Origin of the sequence: Bradyrhizobium sp. CCBAU 45389, assembly GCF_028128625.1 — a bacterium.
Taxonomy (GTDB): Bacteria; Pseudomonadota; Alphaproteobacteria; order Rhizobiales; family Xanthobacteraceae; genus Bradyrhizobium; species Bradyrhizobium liaoningense_B.
This window is the reverse complement of record NZ_LBIY01000096.1, coordinates 449,263-469,386: the sequence shown is the minus strand read 5'-3', so window position 1 is coordinate 469,386 and position 20,124 is coordinate 449,263. Positions and strand designations below refer to the sequence as shown.

The window sequence follows — 20,124 nt, the reverse complement described above, 5'->3', positions numbered from 1 at the left end:
GTCCACCCCCTCATGGCGTCATGATGATCTTGCCGAGCGCGGAGCCCTGCTCCAGCAGCGTATGCGCCTTCCTGACCTCGTCGAGCCTCAAGACCGCCGAGATCGCCGGCTTGATCGCATCGCGGCTCAGGGCCTCGATCACGCTGCGCATCAGGGCGCGGCGGCCGTCGCGATCGTGGTCGTAGATGTGGAAGGAGAAGCAGCGCACGGCCGGACAGATGTCGAGATGGTTGCGCATCGCCGCCATCAGATTCTCTTCCGGCAATCCGGCGAAGGCGTTGTACGAGAGCAGCGTGCCCCATTTGCCGAGCGCGCCGAGATAGTCGGTGAACTCGGGCCCGCAGACATGATCGAGCACGAGGCCGACGCCCTCGCCCTTCGTCAGCTCGCGCGTGCGCGCCACGACGTCCTCGCTGCGGTAGAAGATGGTGTGATCGGCGCCGTTGGCCTTCGCGAACGCGGCCTTCTCCTCGGTCGAGACCGTGCCGATGACAGTCATCCCGGCGAGCTTTGCCAGCTGCACCAGCGCGGTGCCGACGCCGCCGGCAGCCCCAATCACCAGCACGCTTGTGGGCGCGCGCGGATGGCGGCACTCGTGCAGCAGCGCGTAGGCGACCTGGTAGTTCGACAGGCACACGGCGGCTTGCAGATCGACATGGTCGGGCAGCGCGTGAACGGCATCCGCGGGCGCGAGCACATAATCGGCGTAGCAGCCGCCGCGCTGGGACAGATCGCGCGCGCTCAGCAGCACCTTCTGGCCGACGGCAAAACCCTCGACATCAGGCCCGAGCGCGGAAATGCGACCGGCGACGTCATTGCCGGGATTGGCCGGCAGCGGCGGCATCCATTTGTAGACGCCGCGCCGGATCAGCGCGTCGGGCTGCCCGACCCCGAACGCCTCGGCCCGGATCTGCACCTGGCCTGCGCCCGGCACGGGCACCGGAAACTCGACCACCTCGAGTGCATCCGGCCCACCCGGCTGACGCACCAGCACTGCCCTCATGTTTTCACGCTCCCCAGACCTCTTCAAAACCGTATTTTCGAAAATCATACCGTTTACGAAAATTATTGCAAGATGGTCGTTGCCGCGGCATGTTGAGGCATCGATTCATTGGCTGAGCCATGTCCGAAAGCGCCATTCGTCCCCGCAAGGAATTCGGCAAGACCATCGCCGCCGACATCACGCATCGGCTGCGCGAGGAGATCATCGCCTGCGGCCTTGCGCCGGGCGAGCCGCTGCGCTTCGACGTGCTGCGCGAACGCTTTGGCGCGAGCTTCACCACGCTGCGGGAGGCGTTGACGGCGCTTGCCGCGGAGGGCCTCGTCGACGCCCAGGAGCAGCGCGGGTTTCGCGTGGCGCCGGTCAGCCGCCAGGATCTGGTCGAGGTCACCGATGCGCGGGTTCTGATCGAGGTGGAATTGATCCGCCGCTCGATCGAACGGGGTGATGACGACTGGGAAATCGCCGTGATCTCGACGCTGCACCGCCTGAAGCGGATCGAGCAGCGCGATCCCGAGCATCCCCTGCGCGACCCCGAATGGAAGATCGCCCATCGCCAGTTCCACCAGGCGCTGGTGTCCGCCTGCGGCTCGGCGACGCTGCTCGCCATTCGCGCCGAGTTGTTCGACCGCGCAGAGCGCTACCGGCACCTCTCCGCCAATTTCCGCCCGCGCCCGCGCGACAAGGCCGGCGAGCACCAAGCCATCATGCAGGCCGCGATCTCGCGCAATGCCGATCTCGCCGTGCAGCTGATCGAGGCGCATATCCGCTCGACCTCCGACAACGTGGCGACCTACGCGGGCCATCTGCTCGACGCCGAATAGGCGCCGGCAAATTCACGCACGGTGGACTTGCGCGCGGCCTAATTTTCGAAAATAATACAAAAGATCGAAAATCAAAACCCTCGGGGCGAAACCATGAAGCTGCTGTCGTTCTTGGACGGAAATCGGGAAAGCTGGGGCGCCGTTGTCGAAAACGGCGTGGTGGATCTCGGCCGCGCCCTGCCCCAGTACCCAACCCTCGCCGACTTTCTCGGCAGCGACGACTACGCGCGCCGCGCGGCCATCGTCGCCGGGCACAAGCCCACCCTGGCGCTGAGCGACGTCAAATATCTCCCCGTGATCCCGCGCCCGGAGAAGATCGTCTGCGCCGTGCGCAACTATCTCGACCACCACAACGAGGCGGTGGCGTTCGGCATGAAGCGCGAGATCACCGAGTTTCCGCCGATCTTCCTGCGGGTCTGGCGCTCCCAGGTCGCGCACAACGCACCGGTGATCCGGCCGAAGGTCTCGGACAATTTCGACTGGGAAGGCGAGCTCGCCGTCGTCATCGGCAAGGGTGGCCGCCACATCAGCCAGGCCGATGCCTGGAATCACGTCGCGGGCTACTCGATCTACAACGACGTCAGCGTGCGCGACTGGCAGCGCCACGCCCAGCAGATCGCTTCGGGCAAGAACTTCGTCGGCACCGGCCCGTTCGGACCGTGGCTGGTCACGCCGGACGAGATCGGCGACCCCGCCAAGCTGAAGCTGGAGACGCGCGTCAACGGCGCGACCGTGCAATCCTCCGACACCTCGATGCTGATCTTCTCGATCCCGCGGCTGATCGAATATTGCTCGACCATCTTCGACCTCGTGCCCGGCGACGTCATCGCCACCGGCACGCCGGCCGGCGTCGGCTTCACCCGCAAGCCGCCGATCTTCCTCAAGCCTGGCGACGTGGTCGAGGTCGAGATCGAGAACATCGGCGTGCTCAGTAATCCCGTCGTGGACGAGGCGTAAGACCGCGCATGTCCCACGACATTCGCAAGACCGCGCTCAGTGTCGAGACGATCTGGCACGAGCGCGGCCCGCGGCTGGAGAAGCCGCTGCTGGTCGGAACGGCCATCGCCGTGATCCGCAATCCCTTCGCCGGCCGCTATGAGCCCGACCTGATGCCGTTCCAGGCGTCCTTGCGTGAGCTCGGGCGCGAGCTCGCAGGCGGGCTGATCGCGCAGCTCGGTGGCGCATCGCGGATCGAAGCCTATGGCAAGGGCATTATCGTCGGCGAGGACGGCGAGCTCGAGCACGGCGCCGTCTGGCACGAGGCCGGCGGCCACGGCATGCGCGAGGTGCTGGGACAGCCGAAGGCCATCGTGCCTGCCGCGAAGACGATCGGCGGGCCCGGCACGCGGCTGATGGTGCCGCTCGGTCACATCCACGCCGCCTATGTCCGCAGCCATTTCGGCACCGCGGAGATGACGCTGTGGGACGCGCCACGCCGTGACGAGATCGCCTTCGGCCTCGTGATGGCGACCGGCGCTAGGCCGCATGCGCGCATCGGCGGCCTCAAGGCGTCGGAGATCTCCGTGCACGACGGGCAGCGGTGACGCGCCGCACGCGCTCAATGCGCGCCGCAGCGGCAGCGCTCGTAATCGGCGGGATCGTGGCTGTTGACGATCCTCACGCGGTCGCCGTGGTCGCGCTTCAGCGCGCGCAGCCGCGCCTGGTTGGCGATCCGCTTGTCCCGGTCCATGTCGCCGCGGCGCTGGAAATAGCCAAGCATCAACGGCACGCGCGGCGATGCGTCGAGCTGGGCGTGATGGAAGTAGCTGTCGCCGGCGTGCAGCAGCCATGTGTCTCCCGAGCGCACCGCGATGCCGCAATGACCGAGCGTGTGGCCGGCGAGCGGGATCATGACGATGTCGGCCTCCTTGTCGCCGAGCGCGCGCACGCCCCTGAAGCCGAACCAGTCCTCGCCGGCCTCGTCATAGAAGGCCCAGCGCGGCCCATGGCTCCACTGCCCCGTGACGTAGCGCCCCTCGGGCGGCGCGGGCTTGCGCAGCACCGCCATGTCGTATTCGGCACGGTGGACGTGGATCGCGGCATCGGGAAAGTCGGGCACGCCGCCGGCGTGATCGCGGTCGAGATGCGTCAGCAGCACGTGGCGCACGTCCTTGGGTGAATAGCCGAGCGCCTTGACCTGCTGCACCGCCGTCTCCGCGGGATCGAGCGTTGGCGCGGTCTGCCGCAGCCATCGCCGTCCCAGCCGGCCGGGTGTTGCGATATCGCCGAGCCCGATGCCGGTGTCGACGAGCGCGAGGCCGTCATTGGTCTCGACCAGCAGGCAATGGCAGACCAGGCGGGCGCGCTGGAACAGGCTGCCGGTGCCGTTCACCAGGCGGCGGCCGACCGGGCACATCGTGCCGGTGTTGAGATGATGGATTTTCATGGATGACCCTCGCCTGTCGTGACAGGCGCGTTCTTGCCACCGCGTGATCCATAGGTAAAATATCGAATATTGATACTATCTCTAGGCTAACCCTATGGACATCCGCGAGCTTCGCTACTTCGCCGCCGTCTACCGCGAGCGCAATCTGACCGCCGCGGCGCGCGCCTGCTTCGTGTCGCAGCCGTCGATCTCGACCGCGATCACCCATCTCGAGGCCGAGCTCGGCACCACCCTGTTCATCCGGCACAAGAAGGGCGTCGCGCCCACCGCCTCGGCGGAGCAGTTTCACACCCTCGCCCGCCGCATCATCGACGAGGCCGATGCCGCGCGCAGCCTGTTCAGGAAGCCTGCGACCAAGACCACGGTGACCCTGGGCCTGATGCGCACGCTCGACGTGCCCCGGACCATCGCGCTCCTGAAGCCGCTGACGGCGCGCAGCGACATCGCGCTCCGCCTCGTCGGCAGCGACGAGCGCGCCGATGCGCGGATCATCGCCAAGACCATGCTGCGCGCCGACGAGCATTTCGTTGCGCTGTGGAGCGAGCGCTATGTCGCCGCGCTGCCGCCGTCGCATCCGCTGACGCTGAAGGAGAAGCTCCGCGCCGCCGATCTCGCCGAGGTCCCGCTGATCGACCGTTGCCATTGCGAACAGAGCGCATTCTTCGGCCGCAATGCGCAGCGGCGCCAGACCGCGGCGATCGCGCAATCGGAGGACTGGGCGATGGCGCTGGTCGCCGCCGGCGTCGGCATCGCCATCGTCCCGGAAGGCGTTGCACGCGGCAATCCTGACGTCGCGGTGCGCGAGATCGAGGTCAAGGTCAGGCGCGAGGTAGGCCTCGCCTATCGCGCATCGGCGCCCCTCGCGGATGCGCTGAAGGATTTTGTCGCAAAGCTTCAGAAGCAGCGAAAAGTCGATCGGACTCCCGGCCGGCGCATCGCGCGGAAAGCGCCTAGCCCTTCACCACGACCGCGCGCCCGTAGGGCGGCTGGCTCATGACCGGCGGGTTGGCGGTCTGGGCGGCGAGCTCGCCGATCAGACGATCGGCGTCGGCGGCCATGCCGTCGGGCGCCTGGATCACCAGGCGCTCCAGCGCCCAGCGATACGACGAGACGCGCTGCTCCAGGCACTGCTGCACCCACTGCACGATCAGCGAGTTCTCCTGCATGCGCGCGACCGCATCGTCCCTCTCCCTTGGCGAGAGCGCGGAGACACGCGCCATGGTGGCGTCGCGCTTCCTGTCGAGGTCGATGACGCGGATCGCGGAGGCGAAGAACGGCTCGAAGCGGGTGATGTCGTTGCGGACGTCCTCGATCAGCTGCGCATAGCGCGAGGAATGCGAGCGGTGCGGCTCGTCGATCAGCGTGCGGCCGTACATGGTGCGGTCGAACACGATCTTCTGCTGCCAGGGCGATGGCAACGGCTTGTAGTCGCCGAACACGCTCTTCCAGGCCGGGCGCGACAGCGGCGGCTCGATCATGGGATAGGCGAGGTCGCGAAGCTGGCGTTCCTCGTCGGTGAGCTGGAATTGCGAAGGCCTCAGGCCGACGCTGCCGGTCGCCTCGGCGCCGAGCCAGCGATGCATGTCGTCGCTGCGCATGTCTGCGCGGGTGCGGCCGAAATCGCCGCCGCTGCAGGCGCCCAGCATCGCAGCCAGTAGCGCGAGCAGGACGGCCGATACGAAAGGCCGGATATGGCGGATGGGGTCCGGCATTGCAAAGAGCCGGACGTCAGCGACGGCGACGACGGCGCCCCGGCGCTGTGCCCTGTTCCGGCCCGCGATCGCCGCTGGTTTCGTCGCTCTGGCGCTCGATGCGGATCACCGGGAGGATCAGAATCGTCCCCATCTCCGCATGCGGTGTGACGTCCCCCGACGAGCTTACCCGGCGACCGGCCGGAAATTCGATGATGGTCCCCATGTCAGCTCTCTCAATTGCCGCGCGATCAAATACGCCCCTGCAACATGGCGATCATTAAGATCAGTTCATGGTTAACGGGGTGTAAACATGCCCTTCGGACCGTAACCGCACGGACCCGCGCCGCGCCGTCCCGTTGCGGCACGAGAAGGCCCTAAATTTAAGGGTCTGCTTCACCCCTCGTTTTCCTTAACGAGCCTTTAAAGGAACCTGCGCTAGGCTCCCCTCCGCAGGTATCTTTTCCGAGTTGCGTACGCCTCCATGACCAAGTCGCTGTTTCCCGGATTCGACGGGCTGATGAGCCTCTCCCGTCGCGAAGGCGTCGATGTTCGGCCGACGCTGCTGCGCGTGCTGACTGACCTCTATGTCCAGACGCGCGTCCACAGCGATGACGAACAGCGTCAGTTCATCGAGCTTGCAACGCGGCTGATCGACCAGGTCGACGATGCGACGCGCGCCGCCATCAAGGCGAAGCTCGCGGTCTATCCGCAGACGCCCGTCCCGGTCCTGCAGAAGCTCGGGCTGGTCGCCGCCCAGGAAGGCCGCCGGGTTCCGCTGGCGCGCGAAATTCCCGCGCCCGCGCCGGCCCCCTCCCCGGCCCGCGCGCCGACCGAGGCCGAGCAGCGCATGGCCGCGAACTTGGCGATGCAGCCGAAGGACGCCGCCGAGATCCACGACATGTTCTTCCGCGCCGGCGCGCCCGAGCGCGCGCTGATCCTGCACAATCTGGCGCAGACGCCGCTGAAGGCCGCGCCGCGGATTCCGACCGTGCGCGCCAAGCGCGCGATCCATATCCTGGAGATGGCGGCGATCGCCAATGATGTCGAGAACTTCACCCTCGAGCTCGGCGACAGCCTGATCCTTCCCTCGCGCGTCGCAGCCCAGATCGTCGACGATCCCGGTGGCGAAGCGCTCGCGGTCGCCGCGCGCGCGCTCGACATGCCGAGCCCGAACTTCCAGCGTATCCTGCTGTTCTTCAAGCCGGAGATCGGCAATTCCGTGACCGAGGTGTACCGGCTGTCGCGGCTCTACGACCGTCTCGACGACCGCTCGGCGCTGGTGATGCTGGCGGCCTGGCGCGGCTCGACGCTCGCGGTCACGCGGGCGAAGTACCAGTCGACGCTGCACGACGGCGAACGCCAGCGCGCCCGCGCGGGCGCAAGCCAGACGCGGCCGGGCGTGCAGCCGGGATCCGCGCCTGCGGTGCGGACCGGCACCGGCGGGTCGTCCGATCACTAGAGCGCCGGCTCGATCCAACTCGACACGGACCACGAGCTGGTCCAAAAGGCGGAGCGTCGTCGTCCGCAAACGCGGCTGTGCGTAGACCGACCAGACGGATCAATAAACCATGGGCCAGATTGCTCCGACGGCTTTCAGGGAGATCACTGAAGCCGATTTCGACGACGTCGCCGATGCGATGATCGAAATGCAGGCCCACTATCGCGCCCGCTGCCCCGCGAGGGACTTGATCATCGACGGGCTGAGGTCGAGGCCGACAGGATCGCGTATCCTGCTGGCCTGCGAGAACGACGGGGTCGCCGGCTTTGCGTGCTTCAGTGCGATCTATCCCGGCCCCGGTTTGACGTCGGGCTTCTTCCTGAAGGAGCTCTACGTGCGTCACGATCGACGTAGCAGCGGACTGGGGCGGAGGCTCATGGCGCGCCTTGCGGCGATCGCCCGGCAAGAAGGGCACGACCGCATCGATTGGACTGTCGATGCGGCCGATCTGCGGCTTCAGCAGTTCTATGAAATGCTCGGAGGACAGGCGCTGCCGGAAAAGCGGTTCTTTCGCATCGCCGGCACAAAGCTGACGGAGCTCGCCGAAAGGTAATTGGCCGTTGCGCCAGTCAGGTCTTCGCCAGTTCGAGAAAATGCCGCCCGGCGCGATCCTCGGTCTCGACGATCCATGCATCCGGATCGAAGCGGAGCTCCTTGGTCAGCCGTTCCTCGATCGTGTGCTCCGGCAGCGGCTGCGGAGCAACCGGCACGAAGAAACGATCGACCGGCCGGCCGTCGTCATAGACGGTCTGCGGCGCCGGCACGTAGAGCATCGCATGGCCGTCGAGCAGCGACACTTTCACGAACACCGCACCCGCCTCCTCGGCGCCGCGACGGCGCACCGCGCCGAACACGCCCTCGGTCTGACAGCGGCGCAAATAGGCCGCGACCCATATGTTGGATTTCAAACGCATGGAAAGGACGATAGGCCAGTGCCGCGATCAGCACCAGCCTTGCGCGGAGGCGTGACGATCATTCGACGGGATGACCGATCGCGGCGGCGAGCTCGCGTAGCAGGCGATCGGAGACCTGGCCGGTGACGGGCATCTTGTGCTCGCGCTCGAATTTCTGGATCGCGGACTGGGTTTCGCCGCCCATCGTGCCCGTGATCTTCAGGTTGCCATAGCCGTATTCGGACAACGCGCGCTGCACGCCGGCGATGCGCCGCGCGGCCGGGCTCTGCTGCGGGATCGGCGCTGGCGGACGGATCGCGGACGAAGGCGTCGACGTCGTCGCCTTGACCAAATTGGTCATGGGATCGTTGCCCGCGCGCGGCGTCGATGCGGTCGCCTCGACCGGCTTCTCCACCGGCTTCTCAGCGGCGCGCTCGGCAGGTTTCGGCTCGACGCGAAACTCGGTCGCTCTCGGCTCGAGTGGCGAGGTATCGGCGCCGACCGGGCGCGGACGCGGCATGGGATTCGACAGCGGCACCGAGGACGGCGCGGGAAGATTGATCACGGTGCCGAACATCGGTGCCGGATGCCGGCCGGTCTGCAGAAACAGCGCATTGGCGACGATCGCACCGATCGCGGCAACGGCAACGAGGCCGGCCATCGTGTCCTTGGGGCTGTGCAGCAGCACGCGCATCACGAGGTTGCGCTCGGTCTCGACATCGATGACCGCAGCCTTGGCACCACGGCGGCGCGGAGCAGCTTCATCCTTGGCAGACTTCTTAGGCACTTTTCTTCACCGGAGCGGGTTGATCGTTGAGTTCTTCGTGAAGTTCTTCGCGAAGCACTTCGTGAAGTTCCTGGCGCGGCACCGGCGTCAAGGTCGTGACCTTGCTCTCGACCGGTTTGGCTTGCGGCGGCGTATAGACGAGCGGCAGCTTGACGGTGACGGCAGTGCCCTCACCCAACCGGCTTTGTACCGTCAATTCGCCGAGATGCAATGCCACGAGACTCTTGACGATGGACAATCCAAGTCCGGTACCTTCGTGACGGCGCTGATAGGTCTTGCCGGCCTGGAAGAACGGCGCGCCGATGCGCTTGAGATCGTCCGGCGCGATGCCGACGCCGGTGTCGCTGATGCGCAGCGTGAGCTGCGATCCGGTCACAGCAGCGGACACGGAGACCTGACCGCCGCGCTCGGTGAACTTGATGGCGTTGGCGACGAGGTTGAGCACGATCTGCTTGAAGGCCCTGGGATCGCCGGTCATGACCGGCAGGTCCTGCGGCGCGTCGGTGACGAGGTCGATGCCGTTCTCCCGCGCCTTCAGCGCCAGCAGATTGCAGCAATGCAATAGCGAAGCGCGCGGCGCGAACGGTTCCGATGCGATCTCGAAATTGCCCGATTCCATCTTGGACATGTCGAGGATGCCGTTGACGACCGAGAGCAGATGCTGGCCGGAATCGTTGATGAGCTGGGCGTATTCCTTGCGCTGGGCCGCGCCCAGCATCAGGGCCTGCTCCTGCGCGATCATCTCGGAGAAGCCGATGATGGCATTGAGCGGCGTGCGCAATTCATGGCTCATGGTGGCGAGGAAGCGCGTCTTGGCGGCATCGGCGGCTTCCGCCGCGCTGCGGGCCTGATCGAGCGCCTGCTCGGAATGCTTGCGATCGGTGACGTCGCGCATCACGGCGACGACTTCGGCCTCGCGGGCGGGATCGCGGCCCTGATCCTGGTCGAGCGGCCGGCAGCGCATCTCGACCCAGATGAAATCGACCTGGCTGCGCTCGGAACCTGCAGGCTCGCGCCGCAACCGGAACTCGACGCTGCGCACCTCGCCGCGCGCGGCGTCCGACAGCGCGGTGAGATAGGCCGGACGATCGGCGACATGGACGCGGTCGAACAGGCCGTGGCCGTGCAGTTGCGCGACTGATAGGCCGAGCATGGCCTCGGCGGCCGGCGAGATGAACTGCACCGCGCCGTTGCGCTGATGCCGCGAGATGACGTCGCTCATGTTGCGCGCGAGCAGGCGGTAGCGCTCCTCCTCGCGCGACAGCAGCGCGACGCTGGTGCGCGCGAGCGATTCCGCGCCGAAGGCAAGGCCCGCTGCATAAAGAGTGGCCGAGGCGACGCCGAAGGCCATCAGCACGCCGCGCTGCGCAGCGCTCGGCTCCTCCACCGGCAGCCAGCCGAGCTGGCTGACGAGGATCAGCATGCCGGCGCAGGACAGCGCGAGCAGCGAGGCAAAGGCGGCGACGCGGCGCGAGGCCGACAGCGCGGCTTCGAGGGGAACCACCACCAGCCAGACCGCGGCGAATGATTCGATACCGCCCGTCGTGATCGCGACCGCCATGATGAGGCCGGAGAGCGCCAGCGATGACAGCACATGCGCGCCCTCGTAGCGGCCGGTCCGCGACAGGAACCAGGACAGCATGATCGGCGCGATCAGCCAGGCAAAGGCCGCGACCTCGACCGCGCTCGGTGCGCCACGCATGGCGAGATAGACGGGGAATGCGGCGAACGCTGCCAGGCTGCCCAGCAGCCGCGGCGCCATGAAGGCACGATGGCGCGCTCGCGTCAGCGCATCGTAACGCGCGGAGGGATGCAGCAGCGCATCGAGACAATCGCGGATGATACTCAAAACTGTCACGGGTCTCGCGCTTCGGCTCAATCGTCTTGAGAAGACGCGCCGGAACGCCTCCTTGTCGTTGAGCCACCGTGTCAGAGCGACCTTAAACGAGTGCTAAGGCGACACCGCGCGCGGCCGGACACCGTGTCGTCGCGGAGCTTTTTAGACGATTTGACGACGTCTTCGGTGAGGATGGTGAACACAGGGTTTCAGCGTCCTCAGCATGGTTTCGAATTGGTGGATGCGCCGCCCCCGGAAGGCCACGGGCGGCGGCATCAATGAAAAATTTACGAGACCGGGGCGTGCGAAGATTTTTGCGTCAATTTTCCGCGAATTAAGCTCAAGGCAATCACTTGCGATTTATCGAGGGTTGCTAGGTCCGACGCGCTCTGCGGACATCGCCGCGGCGGGATCTAACGTACAGGTCGACAAGATGCGCTTTCTGCTCCGCATCACATTCTGGCTCGGGCTGGTGCTGGTGCTGCTGCCGCGGGACAAGACACCCGAATCGGAGAAGCTGCCGCAGATCGGCGCCGCCGATGCGGTGCAGGCTGCGACCGCGGCCGTCTCCGACATGACCCAGTTCTGCAAGCGACAGCCGGCGGCCTGCGAGGTCGGCGGCCAGGCCGCGACCATCATCGGCCAGCGCGCCCAGGACGGCGCGAAGAAGATCTATCAGATCATCAACGACAAGAAAGAGCAGATCACCAACGACAAGAACGACGGCCCCAAGAACGACGGCACCAAGAACGACCATAAGAAGGCACCCGACCATACCGGCTCGATCGCGATGGCCGGCGACGGCGACGCGGCCGCGAGCGAAGCGCCGCGCGACACCCTGACCCAGGACGACCTCGCGCTGGAATGGCGCGGCCCCCAGGCAGCGAATTAGGGCCCAAACCCTATCGATTTCACGGCTTCGCGTCCCTATATTGGCCCTAACGGGAACTGTGGGCCGATATGACGACGATTGACGAAATCAGGGACAATTTCGAGATTCTGGACGAGTGGGACGACCGCTACCGGTACGTCATCGAGCTCGGCCGCACCCTGGAACCGATGCCGGAGGGCGAGCACTCCGCCGAGAACAAGGTGCAGGGCTGCGTCAGCCAGGTCTGGCTGCAGAAGCTGATCGACCGCGATGGTGGCGCGCCGATCCTGAAATATCGCGGCGACAGCGACGCCCATATCGTGCGCGGGCTGGTCGCGATCGTGCTCGCGCTCTATTCCGGCCGCACGCCGCAGGAGATCCTCGCGACCGACGCGATCGCCGTGTTCAACGAGTTCGGCTTCCGCGATCATCTGACCCCGCAGCGCTCCAACGGCCTGCGCTCGATGGTCGAACGCATCAAGACGGATGCGAAAGAGGCGCTGGCGGAAGCTACGTGATGCCGTAGGGTGGGCAAAGCGAAGCGTGCCCACCATCTGAGTGTAATTAAAGCAAGCTCGTGGGCACGGCGCTTCGCGCCTTTGCCCACCCTACGAGACCTATCGAGCGGCGGCCTATCACGCCCCCGAACTACTTCCGCTTCCGCTGCTGCTGCCCGAGTCCCATCTGCTTGGCCAGCTGCGAGCGCGCCACCGCGTAGTTCGGCGCGACCATGGGATAGTCGGCGGGCAGGCCCCATTTCTCGCGATATTGCTCCGGCGTCATGTTGTACTGGGTGCGCAGATGGCGCTTCAGCGACTTGAAGCGCTTGCCGTCTTCCAGACAGACGAGATAGTCGGGCGCGATCGACTTCTTCAGCGACACAGCAGGCTTTGCCGGCTCGAGCGGCGCCGCCTCGGTGCGGCCCGTCGAGACCCGCACCAGGGCGCCATGCACTTGGCTGATCAGGTTCGGAATCTCTGCGGCCGGCGTCGGATTGTTGCCGAGATAGGCCGACACGATGCTCGCCGTCAGCTCGATGAAATTCTTAGCCCCGGCATCCGACATGGGCTTGCCCCTTCCCTGTTGCGCCGCTTGGGATTGACGGCGCCAAAGTATTCCGTGTCAACAATACGTTCGGCGAAAATACGACAACTGGCGAATATGAGCTGACGACTGACGACGAGACAAGAGCGGTCGCGTTTTACTTGCGTGCGCGAGGTCTCAGGACCGTTGATCGAGATGCGCGCGCAACTCGTCGATCGAGGCAAAGCGCATCATGCCCTCCGGCATCTGCGCTTCGATCGAGCCGTCGGAATAGAGCGAATAGGCCATACCGTCGACGATGCCGGACTTGAGCACCGTCACAGGCGGCTGCTCGGCCGCCGGCTCCGGCTCGGCTGCAAGCGGCGGCGGGGGAGCCTCGGTGAAAGTCGAGGGCGAGCGCGGTGGCGGGGACGGACGGCGTGCGACAGCCGGCGGTTCCGGCGGGCGCATGCGATCCGGCTTCGGCCAGGCATCGTCGAAGCTCGCGGGCGGGGTCTCCGGCGCGGCAGGCGCTACGGGCTCCTCAGACGGCGGCGCGCCCTCGGCGGCCTTGGCCTCCGCGCGTTCGCGCTCCTTGCGCGAGGTCGAGGCGAACATCAAGTTGCGACGGCGCGGCGGCTCCGGAGGCGTCGCGGCGACCGGCTCCGGCGGCGACTCGGCGCGCGGACGCTCCCGCGCCGGTGCTTCGCCTAGCCATGGCGGCACCACCGCCGGCGATGGCGGAGGCGTCGGCTCGGCCCGCATGGCCGGAGCAGAGATCGGCTCGGACGAAGGCGCGCCCTGCACCGCCAGGCCCGGCAGCACGGGCCTGACCCGAACCTCGGATGGTGCATCCGCGAGCCGGCGGGCGATCCCCTTCAGCTCCAGCAGCACCAGATGCAGGCCCGCCAGTAACATCCCGGAGCAGACTCCGATCGTGCCGGAGATTATGAGAGTGCTGCCGAGGCTGAATTCCCTGACGGTAAAGCCAAACAGGATCGCAAGGAGGCCCGCCACAACGGCGACAATCCCCACGATCAACATTGCCAAGGTCATCGAACTCACCCCCGGCCGCGCATCCACGCGCGACACCCGTCACGCCACGATACCGTCATACGGCGTTCCACGCCAACGGCGAATTGTGGTCAGCGTTCCTAAAGAGAAGGAAATCAGGGACTTATTCACATTCCCTTCAGCTACGGCTCGCTACTGCTGGTCTGCTCCCGGTTGCAAGGATTTGCTGCGTCGCATCAGGAATTTAGCCATAATGCCCAATTACTTGGTAATGGAACTGCGCTATAGGGAGACCGGGGAAGTGGCCCGCGCGCACCAGCAGGGCCAAGAGGGGATTCCGGGTCACCAATAGCCATGACATCCATCACGACTTCGGCGATCGACACGCCTCTACGGCGCTCGGTTGAACGGACTTGCGACGATCTCGCCATGCTGGTGCTGGCTGCGGTCGCCGTGATTGCAGGCTTGACGTTCCGCGACTACGGGCTCGGCTGGGACGACTACACCCACGCTGAATATGCCGACCTGCTGCTGCGCATGTACGGTTCCGGCTTCAAGGACACCGCGGCGCTCTCCTTCGCCAATCTCTACATGTATGGCGGCGGCTTCGACATGGTCGCGGCCCTCTTGCACAAGGTGCTCCCGCTCGAGCTGTTCGAGACGCGCCGCCTGGTCGGAGCCATCGTCGGCGTGATCGGACTTGCGGTGACCTGGCGGCTCGGCCGCCGCATCGGCGGCCCCCTTGCCGGCCTTGCCGCGCTCCTGCTGCTCGCACTGTGCCCGATCTTCTACGGCCACATGTTCATGAACCCGAAGGATGCGCCCTTCGCGGTGGCCATGATCATCCTGATGCTGGGCCTGGTCCGGCTCGCCGAGGAATATCCGCAGCCATCGCCGCGCACGATCCTCATCGTTGGCTTAGGGGCCGGCCTCGCGCTCGGCTGCCGCGTTCTCGGCGGGCTCGCACTGGTCTACGCCGTCCTGGGCTTCGTCCCGCTGTTCCTGGAGGAACTGCGCACCGAGGGCCTGCGCGAGTCGGTCCGCCGCTTCGCGCACGTCGTCTATGTGCTGCTGCCCGGCCTCGTGTTCGGCTATCTCGTGATGGGCCTGATCTGGCCGTGGTCGATCATGGAACCCGGCAATCCCTTCGAGGCGCTGACCTACTTCTCCCACTTCTTCGAGAAGCCGTGGAAGGAGATGTTCGACGGCGCGATCGTGTCGGTGCCCGACATGCCCTGGTCCTATCTGCCGACGCTGTTCGCGCTGCAGCTGCCCGAGGTGATGCTGGTGCTGATGGGCGGCGCCGTGGTCAGCACCTTCGCGCTGCTGCCGCGCGCCGACGTTCCGGCCCGCCGCAAGACCATCCTGCTGATGCTCACGCTGGCTGCGACCCTGCCGCTCGTGATCGCCATGGTGAAGCGTCCCGCGCTCTACAACGGCATCCGCCATTTCGTCTTCGTGATCCCGCCGATGGCGGTGCTGGGCGGCGTCGCCTTCGCCTGGAGCATGGAGCGCCTGCGCGCCAACCACCGCACCTGGCAGCCGGTGGTGCTCGCCACCTTCTGCTTCGGCCTCGCGCTCTCGCTCGCCGAGATGATCCGGCTGCACCCCTACCAGTACACCCACTTCAACCACATCGCCGGCACCGTGCGCGGCGCCGACGACCGCTTCATGCTGGACTATTGGGGCCTCGCGCTGAAGCAGGCCTCGGACGAGCTGCGCGAGCAGCTGGTCGAGCGCCAGGAAGTGCCGCCTGCAAACCGCAAATGGAAGGTCGCGGTGTGCGGTCCGCAGCGCCCGGCGCAGGTCGCGCTCGGGCCCGACTTCACCATCGGCTGGGATTCCAATGCCGCCGATTTCGCCATGACGCTCGGCGAGTTCTACTGCAAGGGCCTGACCGCGCCCGTCATGGTCGAGATCAAGCGCGACGACGTGGTGTTCGCCCGCGTCTACGACATCCGCGGCCGCAGCATTTCCAGCCTGCTGTCGATCCCCGCGCCGTAAGATCATTGTCCGATCGGACGGTCGCGGAGACGTAACGTCGCGTCGGCTCGAGATCAGTGGTTCTGGAATCCGGAACCTCCAGCGCGCACTCCATGCGGGCTACGCTGAACTGCCGCGCTTGACGCGCCTTGCTGCCAGCCATTTGCAGGACTAGGCTCTCGACCCGCAACAACGAGGTTCGGAGAGAATTGCCATGTCGCCAGCAGAAGCCCGCCTGAGGGAAGTGCCCTCCAACATGACGGAGGCCGAGTGGCAGCAACGCGTCAACCTCGCCGCCTGCTATCGCCTCATCGCGCTGTACGGCTGGGACGATCTGGTCGACACCCACATCTCCGCACGCGTGCCCGGTCCCGACCATCACTTCCTCATCAACCCCTACGGGCTGATGTTCGAGGAAATCACGGCCTCGAGCCTCGTCAAGGTCGACCTGCACGGCCACCAGCTGTCCGAGAGCGAGTACAGCATCAACCCGGCCGGCTTCACCATCCATTCGGCGATCCACGAGGTGCGCGAGGACGCGATCTGCGTGCTGCATCTCCACACCCTCGACGGCACCGCGGTATCGAGCAGCGCCGAAGGGCTGTTGCCGCTGAACCAGACCGCCCAGCTCGTCACCCACGACCTCGCCTATCACGACTATGAAGGCATCGCGCTCGATCACGACGAGCGGCCGCGTCTGCAGAAAGACCTCGGCGACCACAACCACATGCTCCTGCGCAACCACGGCACGCTGACCGTCGGCCGCTCGGTCGCCTCCGCCTTCGAGCGCATGTACCACCTCGAGCGCGCCTGCTCGATGCAGGTGCGCACACGGGCGCTGGGGACACCGGTGTACCCGGTCGAGGAGATCGCGATCGAGAAGAACACCGAGCTGCTCGCCAACCGCGACCGCGCCGAGCTGCGCGCCAACAACCTCGTATGGCCGCCGCTGCTGCGCAAGCTCGACCGCGTCAATCCCGGCTACCGCACTTGAGATTTTCCGGATTTGGTGTAGGGTAGCGCTCAATGGACCTCTACGCCTTTTGGAATGAAACGCCGCCCAATTCCGGGCGGCGTTTTTATTTGGGCGAAGCTTCGTAGGGTGGATTAGCCCGCGGCTGCGCGAAGCGCAGTCCGCTGGCGTAATCCACCTCTTCTCTCGATGCGGACGCAAAAGCTGGTGGATTACGCCTTCGGCTAATCCACCCTACGGCACCGAGGATGAAGGTCTCGTAGGGTGGGCAAAGCGAAGCGTGCCCACGTCTTTCCTCGCGATCGAGACGAATGGTGGGCACGGCGCTTTGCGCCTTTGCCCACCCTACGGCAGCCGCGCCTACTTCACCTCCGCCAGCGCGGCGAGGATGCGGGCCCAGGAGCGGATGCCCTTCTGGAAGCTGCGGAGGTCGTACTTCTCGTTCGGCGAGTGGATGTTGTCGTCGTCGAGGCCGAAGCCGACGAGGAGCGAGTCCAGGCCCAGCGTGCGCTTGAAGTCGGCGACGATCGGGATCGAGGCGCCGGAGCCCATCAGAACGGTCTCCTTGCCCCATTCCTCCGCCAGCGCCTTGCTGGCGGCGGCGAGCGGCTTCATGTTCCAGTCGAGCGCGACCGCGGGCGCGGCGGAGTGGTCGCCGAACTCGACCTTGCAGTCGCCGGGTAGGCGCGCCGTCACGTAGTCGCGGAACGCCTTGCGGATCTTTGCGGGGTCCTGCCCTTCGACCAGGCGGAACGAGACCTTGGCCGAGGCATGCGAGGGGATCACCGTCTTGGAGCCTTCGCCGATATAGCCGCCCCAGATGCCGTTGACGTCGCAGGTCGGACGCGAGGAGGCCTGCTCGATCAGCAGCCGGCCCTTCTCGCCGGCAGGGATCGACAGGCCGATCGGCTTCAGGAACATCTCCGGCGTCAGACTGAGCTTCTTCCACTGCTCCAGGATATCGGGCGGCAGATCCTTCACCCCGTCATAGAAGCCGGGAATGGTGATGCGGTTGTCGTCGTCGAACAGGCCGCCGAGAATCTTGGTGAGCACCCGGATCGGATTCATCGCGCTGCCGCCGAACACGCCGGAATGCAGATCGCGATTGGCGGCGGTGATCTTCAGCTCCTCATAGAGCAGGCCGCGCAGCGAGGTCGTGATCGCGGGCGTGTTGCGGTCCCACATGCCGGTGTCGCAGACCAGCACGTAATCCGCCTTGAACTCGTCCTTGTTGGCCTCGATGAACGGCACGAAATTCTTCGAGCCGACCTCCTCCTCGCCTTCGATCAGGAAGGTGACATCGATCGGCAGCGATCCCGTCACCTTCTTCCAGGCGCGGCAGGCCTCGACGAAGGTCATCACCTGGCCCTTGTCGTCCTCGGCACCGCGCGCGACGATGATCTTGCGGCCGTCGGCGTGGTCGGTGACGACGGGCTCGAACGGCGGGCGATGCCAGAGATCGAGCGGATCGACCGGCTGCACGTCGTAATGGCCGTAGAAGATCACATGCGGCCGTCCGCCCATTGCGGTTTTGCCGACGATCGCGGGATGACCGGCGGTCGGCCTCACCTCGGTCGCGACACCGAGGCTGGCGATGTCCCTGCCGAGATGCTGTGCCGCCGCCTTGCAATCGGCGGCAAAGGCCGGATCGGCGGAGATCGACTTGATCCGCAACAGCGAGAACAGACGCTCCAGGCTGTTGTCAAAATCCTTGTCGATGTGGTCGAGCACGGATTGAAGCTGCGCATTGGCCATGGTCGGATTCCCGATTGTTGATCTCAAGACGTGTTAGGACGTCTTGTTAGGATGTCTTGGCTTTTACCGCCGTCGCAGGCCCGGAGCCAGTCGCAACCGGTGGATGGCGGATGTGCCATGCGAGCGCACCGGCCAGAATGGCGGTCGCGAGCAGGTTGTTGCCCCAGGCCTGCAGGACGTTCGGAAACCACGGCAGCGACAGCAGCATGAGGATGCCCGCAGCGCCGAGCGCAAGCCAGGTTCCCAACCGCACATTCGGTCGCTCGTCGAAGGCGGCGCGATGCATCAGCACCGTCATCGGGAAGAACAGCCACATGAAGTAGTATTGCCGCGCCAGCGGCGAGGCCACGGTCATCAGGCAGAACAGGATGCCTAGCTCCTCGGCATCCGAGCGCAGCGTCCGTCGCGCTTGCGATGGCATCACCGCGACGAAGCCGAGCCCGAGCAGCACCGATACCGCCAGCACGATCCAGTTCGCTGTCCTGTAATCGACGTCGATGACATTCATCGTGCGCGGCAGCTTGTTGGGGTCTTCCTGATTGTAGTTGATCGGGCGGACCAAGCGGTGCGTGACGGCGATGAGCGACTGATTGACCCACGACCAGTTCTGCTCATCGCGCTGGCCAAAGCCTTTTTCGGAGCTCGACCCGACCATGCCTTGATACCAGGTTGCAAGTTCGGCCGCGTTGCGCTCGAAACCGCGGATCGGGGCCGGCACGACATAGAGAAGGATGCCGGTGAAGGCGACCGTCGCGGCGACGGCGGCCCACTTCCTGCGCCACATCAGATAGGGCAGCACCGCGATCGGAAACATCTTGATGGCGGTGGCGAGCGCGAACATGAAGCCTGCGAGCCACGACCGCTGATGCTGCAGGCTCCAGAAGCCGTAGAGCATCATCGCCAGCAGCAGAAGATTCGGCTGACCGAGATCGAACATGTCGAACACGAAGGTCACTGTGACGAAAGCCGGCAGAGCCTCGAGCCAAGGGCCAGCCGTGCGGCCCGAACCGGTCATCGCATTGGACAATGTCCCCGTGTACAACCATGCCAGCGCATTCAGGATCGACAGCACGATGTAGAGCGGGATCTTGCCGAACCAGCTCGGGATCGCCAGCAGGATCGCAGGCAGCGGCGGATAGATGAATTCAAAATACGAGCGGATGTCGGCGGGATAGAGCGACCCGCCGTTCAGAACCTGCTGCCCGGCCCAGTACCACAGCCGGTAGTCCTTGGTCTTGCCGTGGCCGAAGATCTCCGGAACGAGAACGTCGGCCGTCAGGATGACGCAGCAGATCAGGAAGAGCACGTCCAGCGGCGCGCGCAGAGACAGGCGTCTCGGCGCATCAGGCTTGGGGAATGGGTCGGTCGAGGTCACATTATGTCCAGTCGGCAACAAACAGCACGTAGCAGACCGGCGCGGGCTTGGAGAGCCCCTCACTTGAAATTGTGGTGGTGGTGATGGGTCGTTTCCCCGCGGCCATCCTTCGAGATGCCCGCCTTCGGCGGGCTCCTCAGGATGAGGTCTCGTTTCGCGGCAAGAATCTCAGACCCTCATGGTGAGGAGCCCGCGCAGCGGGCGTCTCGAA

Annotated in this window: 21 protein-coding genes; 10 read left to right on the top strand and 11 right to left on the bottom strand. The window is 65.8% G+C overall.

Going from position 1 to position 20,124, the window contains the following annotated elements; all coding sequences use genetic code 11:
* Positions 1–10 precede the first annotated feature (10 nt).
* Positions 11–1,003, bottom strand: a complete 993-nt coding sequence (locus tag XH79_RS31985) for a zinc-dependent alcohol dehydrogenase family protein (protein WP_271584244.1) — start codon at positions 1,001–1,003, stop codon at positions 11–13.
* Positions 1,004–1,122: 119 nt separating this feature from the next.
* On the opposite strand from XH79_RS31985, the gene XH79_RS31980 reads away from it, so the two are divergent.
* From XH79_RS31980 to XH79_RS31970, 3 genes are all read left to right on the top strand, one after another.
* Positions 1,123–1,824 (top strand): FCD domain-containing protein, encoded by a 702-nt coding sequence (locus tag XH79_RS31980; protein WP_271584243.1) that lies wholly within the window; start codon positions 1,123–1,125, stop codon positions 1,822–1,824.
* Positions 1,825–1,917: 93 nt separating this feature from the next.
* The gene (locus tag XH79_RS31975; protein ID WP_271584242.1) at positions 1,918–2,781 is read left to right on the top strand and encodes a fumarylacetoacetate hydrolase family protein; all 864 of its coding nucleotides are present in this window, start codon (positions 1,918–1,920) and stop codon (positions 2,779–2,781) included.
* A gap of 8 nt (positions 2,782–2,789) precedes the next feature.
* Entirely contained in the window at positions 2,790–3,368 is a 579-nt protein-coding gene (locus tag XH79_RS31970; protein WP_271584241.1) for an amino acid synthesis family protein, read from the top strand.
* Positions 3,369–3,382: 14 nt separating this feature from the next.
* Here the strand turns inward: XH79_RS31970 and XH79_RS31965 are convergent, their stop codons facing one another.
* Entirely contained in the window at positions 3,383–4,210 is an 828-nt protein-coding gene (locus XH79_RS31965) for an MBL fold metallo-hydrolase (RefSeq protein ID WP_271584240.1), read from the bottom strand.
* 94 nt (positions 4,211–4,304) lie between these two features.
* On the opposite strand from XH79_RS31965, the gene XH79_RS31960 reads away from it, so the two are divergent.
* The gene (locus XH79_RS31960; protein ID WP_271584239.1) at positions 4,305–5,207 is read left to right on the top strand and encodes a LysR family transcriptional regulator; all 903 of its coding nucleotides are present in this window, start codon (positions 4,305–4,307) and stop codon (positions 5,205–5,207) included.
* On the opposite strand, the gene XH79_RS31955 is transcribed toward XH79_RS31960, so the two are convergent.
* Together XH79_RS31955 and XH79_RS31950 are read right to left on the bottom strand one after the other, a co-directional pair.
* Positions 5,161–5,922: a hypothetical protein gene (locus XH79_RS31955; RefSeq protein WP_212343818.1), complete on the bottom strand. Its 762-nt coding sequence runs from the start codon at positions 5,920–5,922 to the stop codon at positions 5,161–5,163. The two genes, XH79_RS31960 and XH79_RS31955, sit on opposite strands and share 47 nt — an antisense overlap.
* Positions 5,923–5,938: 16 nt before the next feature.
* Positions 5,939–6,127 carry a hypothetical protein gene (locus XH79_RS31950; protein ID WP_271584238.1) on the bottom strand — a complete coding sequence of 63 codons (189 nt, stop codon included), beginning with the start codon at positions 6,125–6,127 and terminating at the stop codon, positions 5,939–5,941.
* A gap of 258 nt (positions 6,128–6,385) precedes the next feature.
* Between XH79_RS31950 and XH79_RS31945 the strand changes: the two genes are divergently transcribed.
* Together XH79_RS31945 and XH79_RS31940 are read left to right on the top strand one after the other, a co-directional pair.
* Entirely contained in the window at positions 6,386–7,363 is a 978-nt protein-coding gene (locus tag XH79_RS31945) for a DUF2336 domain-containing protein (RefSeq protein WP_271584237.1), read from the top strand.
* 109 nt (positions 7,364–7,472) lie between these two features.
* Complete coding sequence (locus XH79_RS31940; RefSeq protein ID WP_271584236.1) at positions 7,473–7,955, top strand: GNAT family N-acetyltransferase; 483 nt, start codon at positions 7,473–7,475, stop codon at positions 7,953–7,955.
* Between the two features lie 16 nt (positions 7,956–7,971).
* Here XH79_RS31940 and XH79_RS31935 read toward each other — a convergent pair whose 3' ends face one another.
* The 3 genes from XH79_RS31935 to XH79_RS31925 are packed head-to-tail and all read right to left on the bottom strand — an operon-like array spanning position 7,972 to position 10,940.
* Positions 7,972–8,316 carry a DUF1491 family protein gene (locus XH79_RS31935; RefSeq protein WP_212343814.1) on the bottom strand — a complete coding sequence of 115 codons (345 nt, stop codon included), beginning with the start codon at positions 8,314–8,316 and terminating at the stop codon, positions 7,972–7,974.
* A gap of 58 nt (positions 8,317–8,374) precedes the next feature.
* Positions 8,375–9,082 (bottom strand): peptidoglycan-binding domain-containing protein, encoded by a 708-nt coding sequence (locus tag XH79_RS31930; protein ID WP_271584235.1) that lies wholly within the window; start codon positions 9,080–9,082, stop codon positions 8,375–8,377.
* Positions 9,075–10,940, bottom strand: coding sequence for a PAS domain-containing sensor histidine kinase (locus XH79_RS31925; RefSeq protein ID WP_212343812.1), 1,866 nt, complete (start codon positions 10,938–10,940; stop codon positions 9,075–9,077). The genes XH79_RS31930 and XH79_RS31925 overlap by 8 nt, the downstream gene beginning before the upstream one ends.
* A gap of 412 nt (positions 10,941–11,352) precedes the next feature.
* Between XH79_RS31925 and XH79_RS31920 the strand changes: the two genes are divergently transcribed.
* Entirely contained in the window at positions 11,353–11,811 is a 459-nt protein-coding gene (locus tag XH79_RS31920) for a DUF5330 domain-containing protein (RefSeq protein ID WP_271584234.1), read from the top strand.
* 68 nt (positions 11,812–11,879) lie between these two features.
* Positions 11,880–12,308 (top strand): SufE family protein, encoded by a 429-nt coding sequence (locus XH79_RS31915; RefSeq protein ID WP_212343810.1) that lies wholly within the window; start codon positions 11,880–11,882, stop codon positions 12,306–12,308.
* 130 nt (positions 12,309–12,438) lie between these two features.
* On the opposite strand, the gene XH79_RS31910 is transcribed toward XH79_RS31915, so the two are convergent.
* Together XH79_RS31910 and XH79_RS31905 are read right to left on the bottom strand one after the other, a co-directional pair.
* Positions 12,439–12,855, bottom strand: a complete 417-nt coding sequence (locus tag XH79_RS31910; RefSeq protein WP_271584233.1) for a MucR family transcriptional regulator — start codon at positions 12,853–12,855, stop codon at positions 12,439–12,441.
* Positions 12,856–13,011: 156 nt separating this feature from the next.
* Entirely contained in the window at positions 13,012–13,869 is an 858-nt protein-coding gene (locus XH79_RS31905; protein ID WP_212343806.1) for a DUF308 domain-containing protein, read from the bottom strand.
* A 312-nt stretch (positions 13,870–14,181) separates the two neighbouring features.
* On the opposite strand from XH79_RS31905, the gene XH79_RS31900 reads away from it, so the two are divergent.
* Positions 14,182–15,831 carry a glycosyltransferase family 39 protein gene (locus XH79_RS31900; RefSeq protein ID WP_271584232.1) on the top strand — a complete coding sequence of 550 codons (1,650 nt, stop codon included), beginning with the start codon at positions 14,182–14,184 and terminating at the stop codon, positions 15,829–15,831.
* 193 nt (positions 15,832–16,024) lie between these two features.
* Complete coding sequence (locus tag XH79_RS31895) at positions 16,025–16,804, top strand: class II aldolase/adducin family protein (protein ID WP_212343802.1); 780 nt, start codon at positions 16,025–16,027, stop codon at positions 16,802–16,804.
* Positions 16,805–17,143: 339 nt separating this feature from the next.
* On the opposite strand, the gene XH79_RS31890 is transcribed toward XH79_RS31895, so the two are convergent.
* Positions 17,144–18,538, bottom strand: a complete 1,395-nt coding sequence (locus tag XH79_RS31890) for a M20/M25/M40 family metallo-hydrolase (protein WP_271584231.1) — start codon at positions 18,536–18,538, stop codon at positions 17,144–17,146.
* Between the two features lie 46 nt (positions 18,539–18,584).
* Positions 18,585–19,913 carry a glycosyltransferase family 87 protein gene (locus XH79_RS31885; protein WP_271584230.1) on the bottom strand — a complete coding sequence of 443 codons (1,329 nt, stop codon included), beginning with the start codon at positions 19,911–19,913 and terminating at the stop codon, positions 18,585–18,587.
* Positions 19,914–20,124 lie beyond the last annotated feature (211 nt).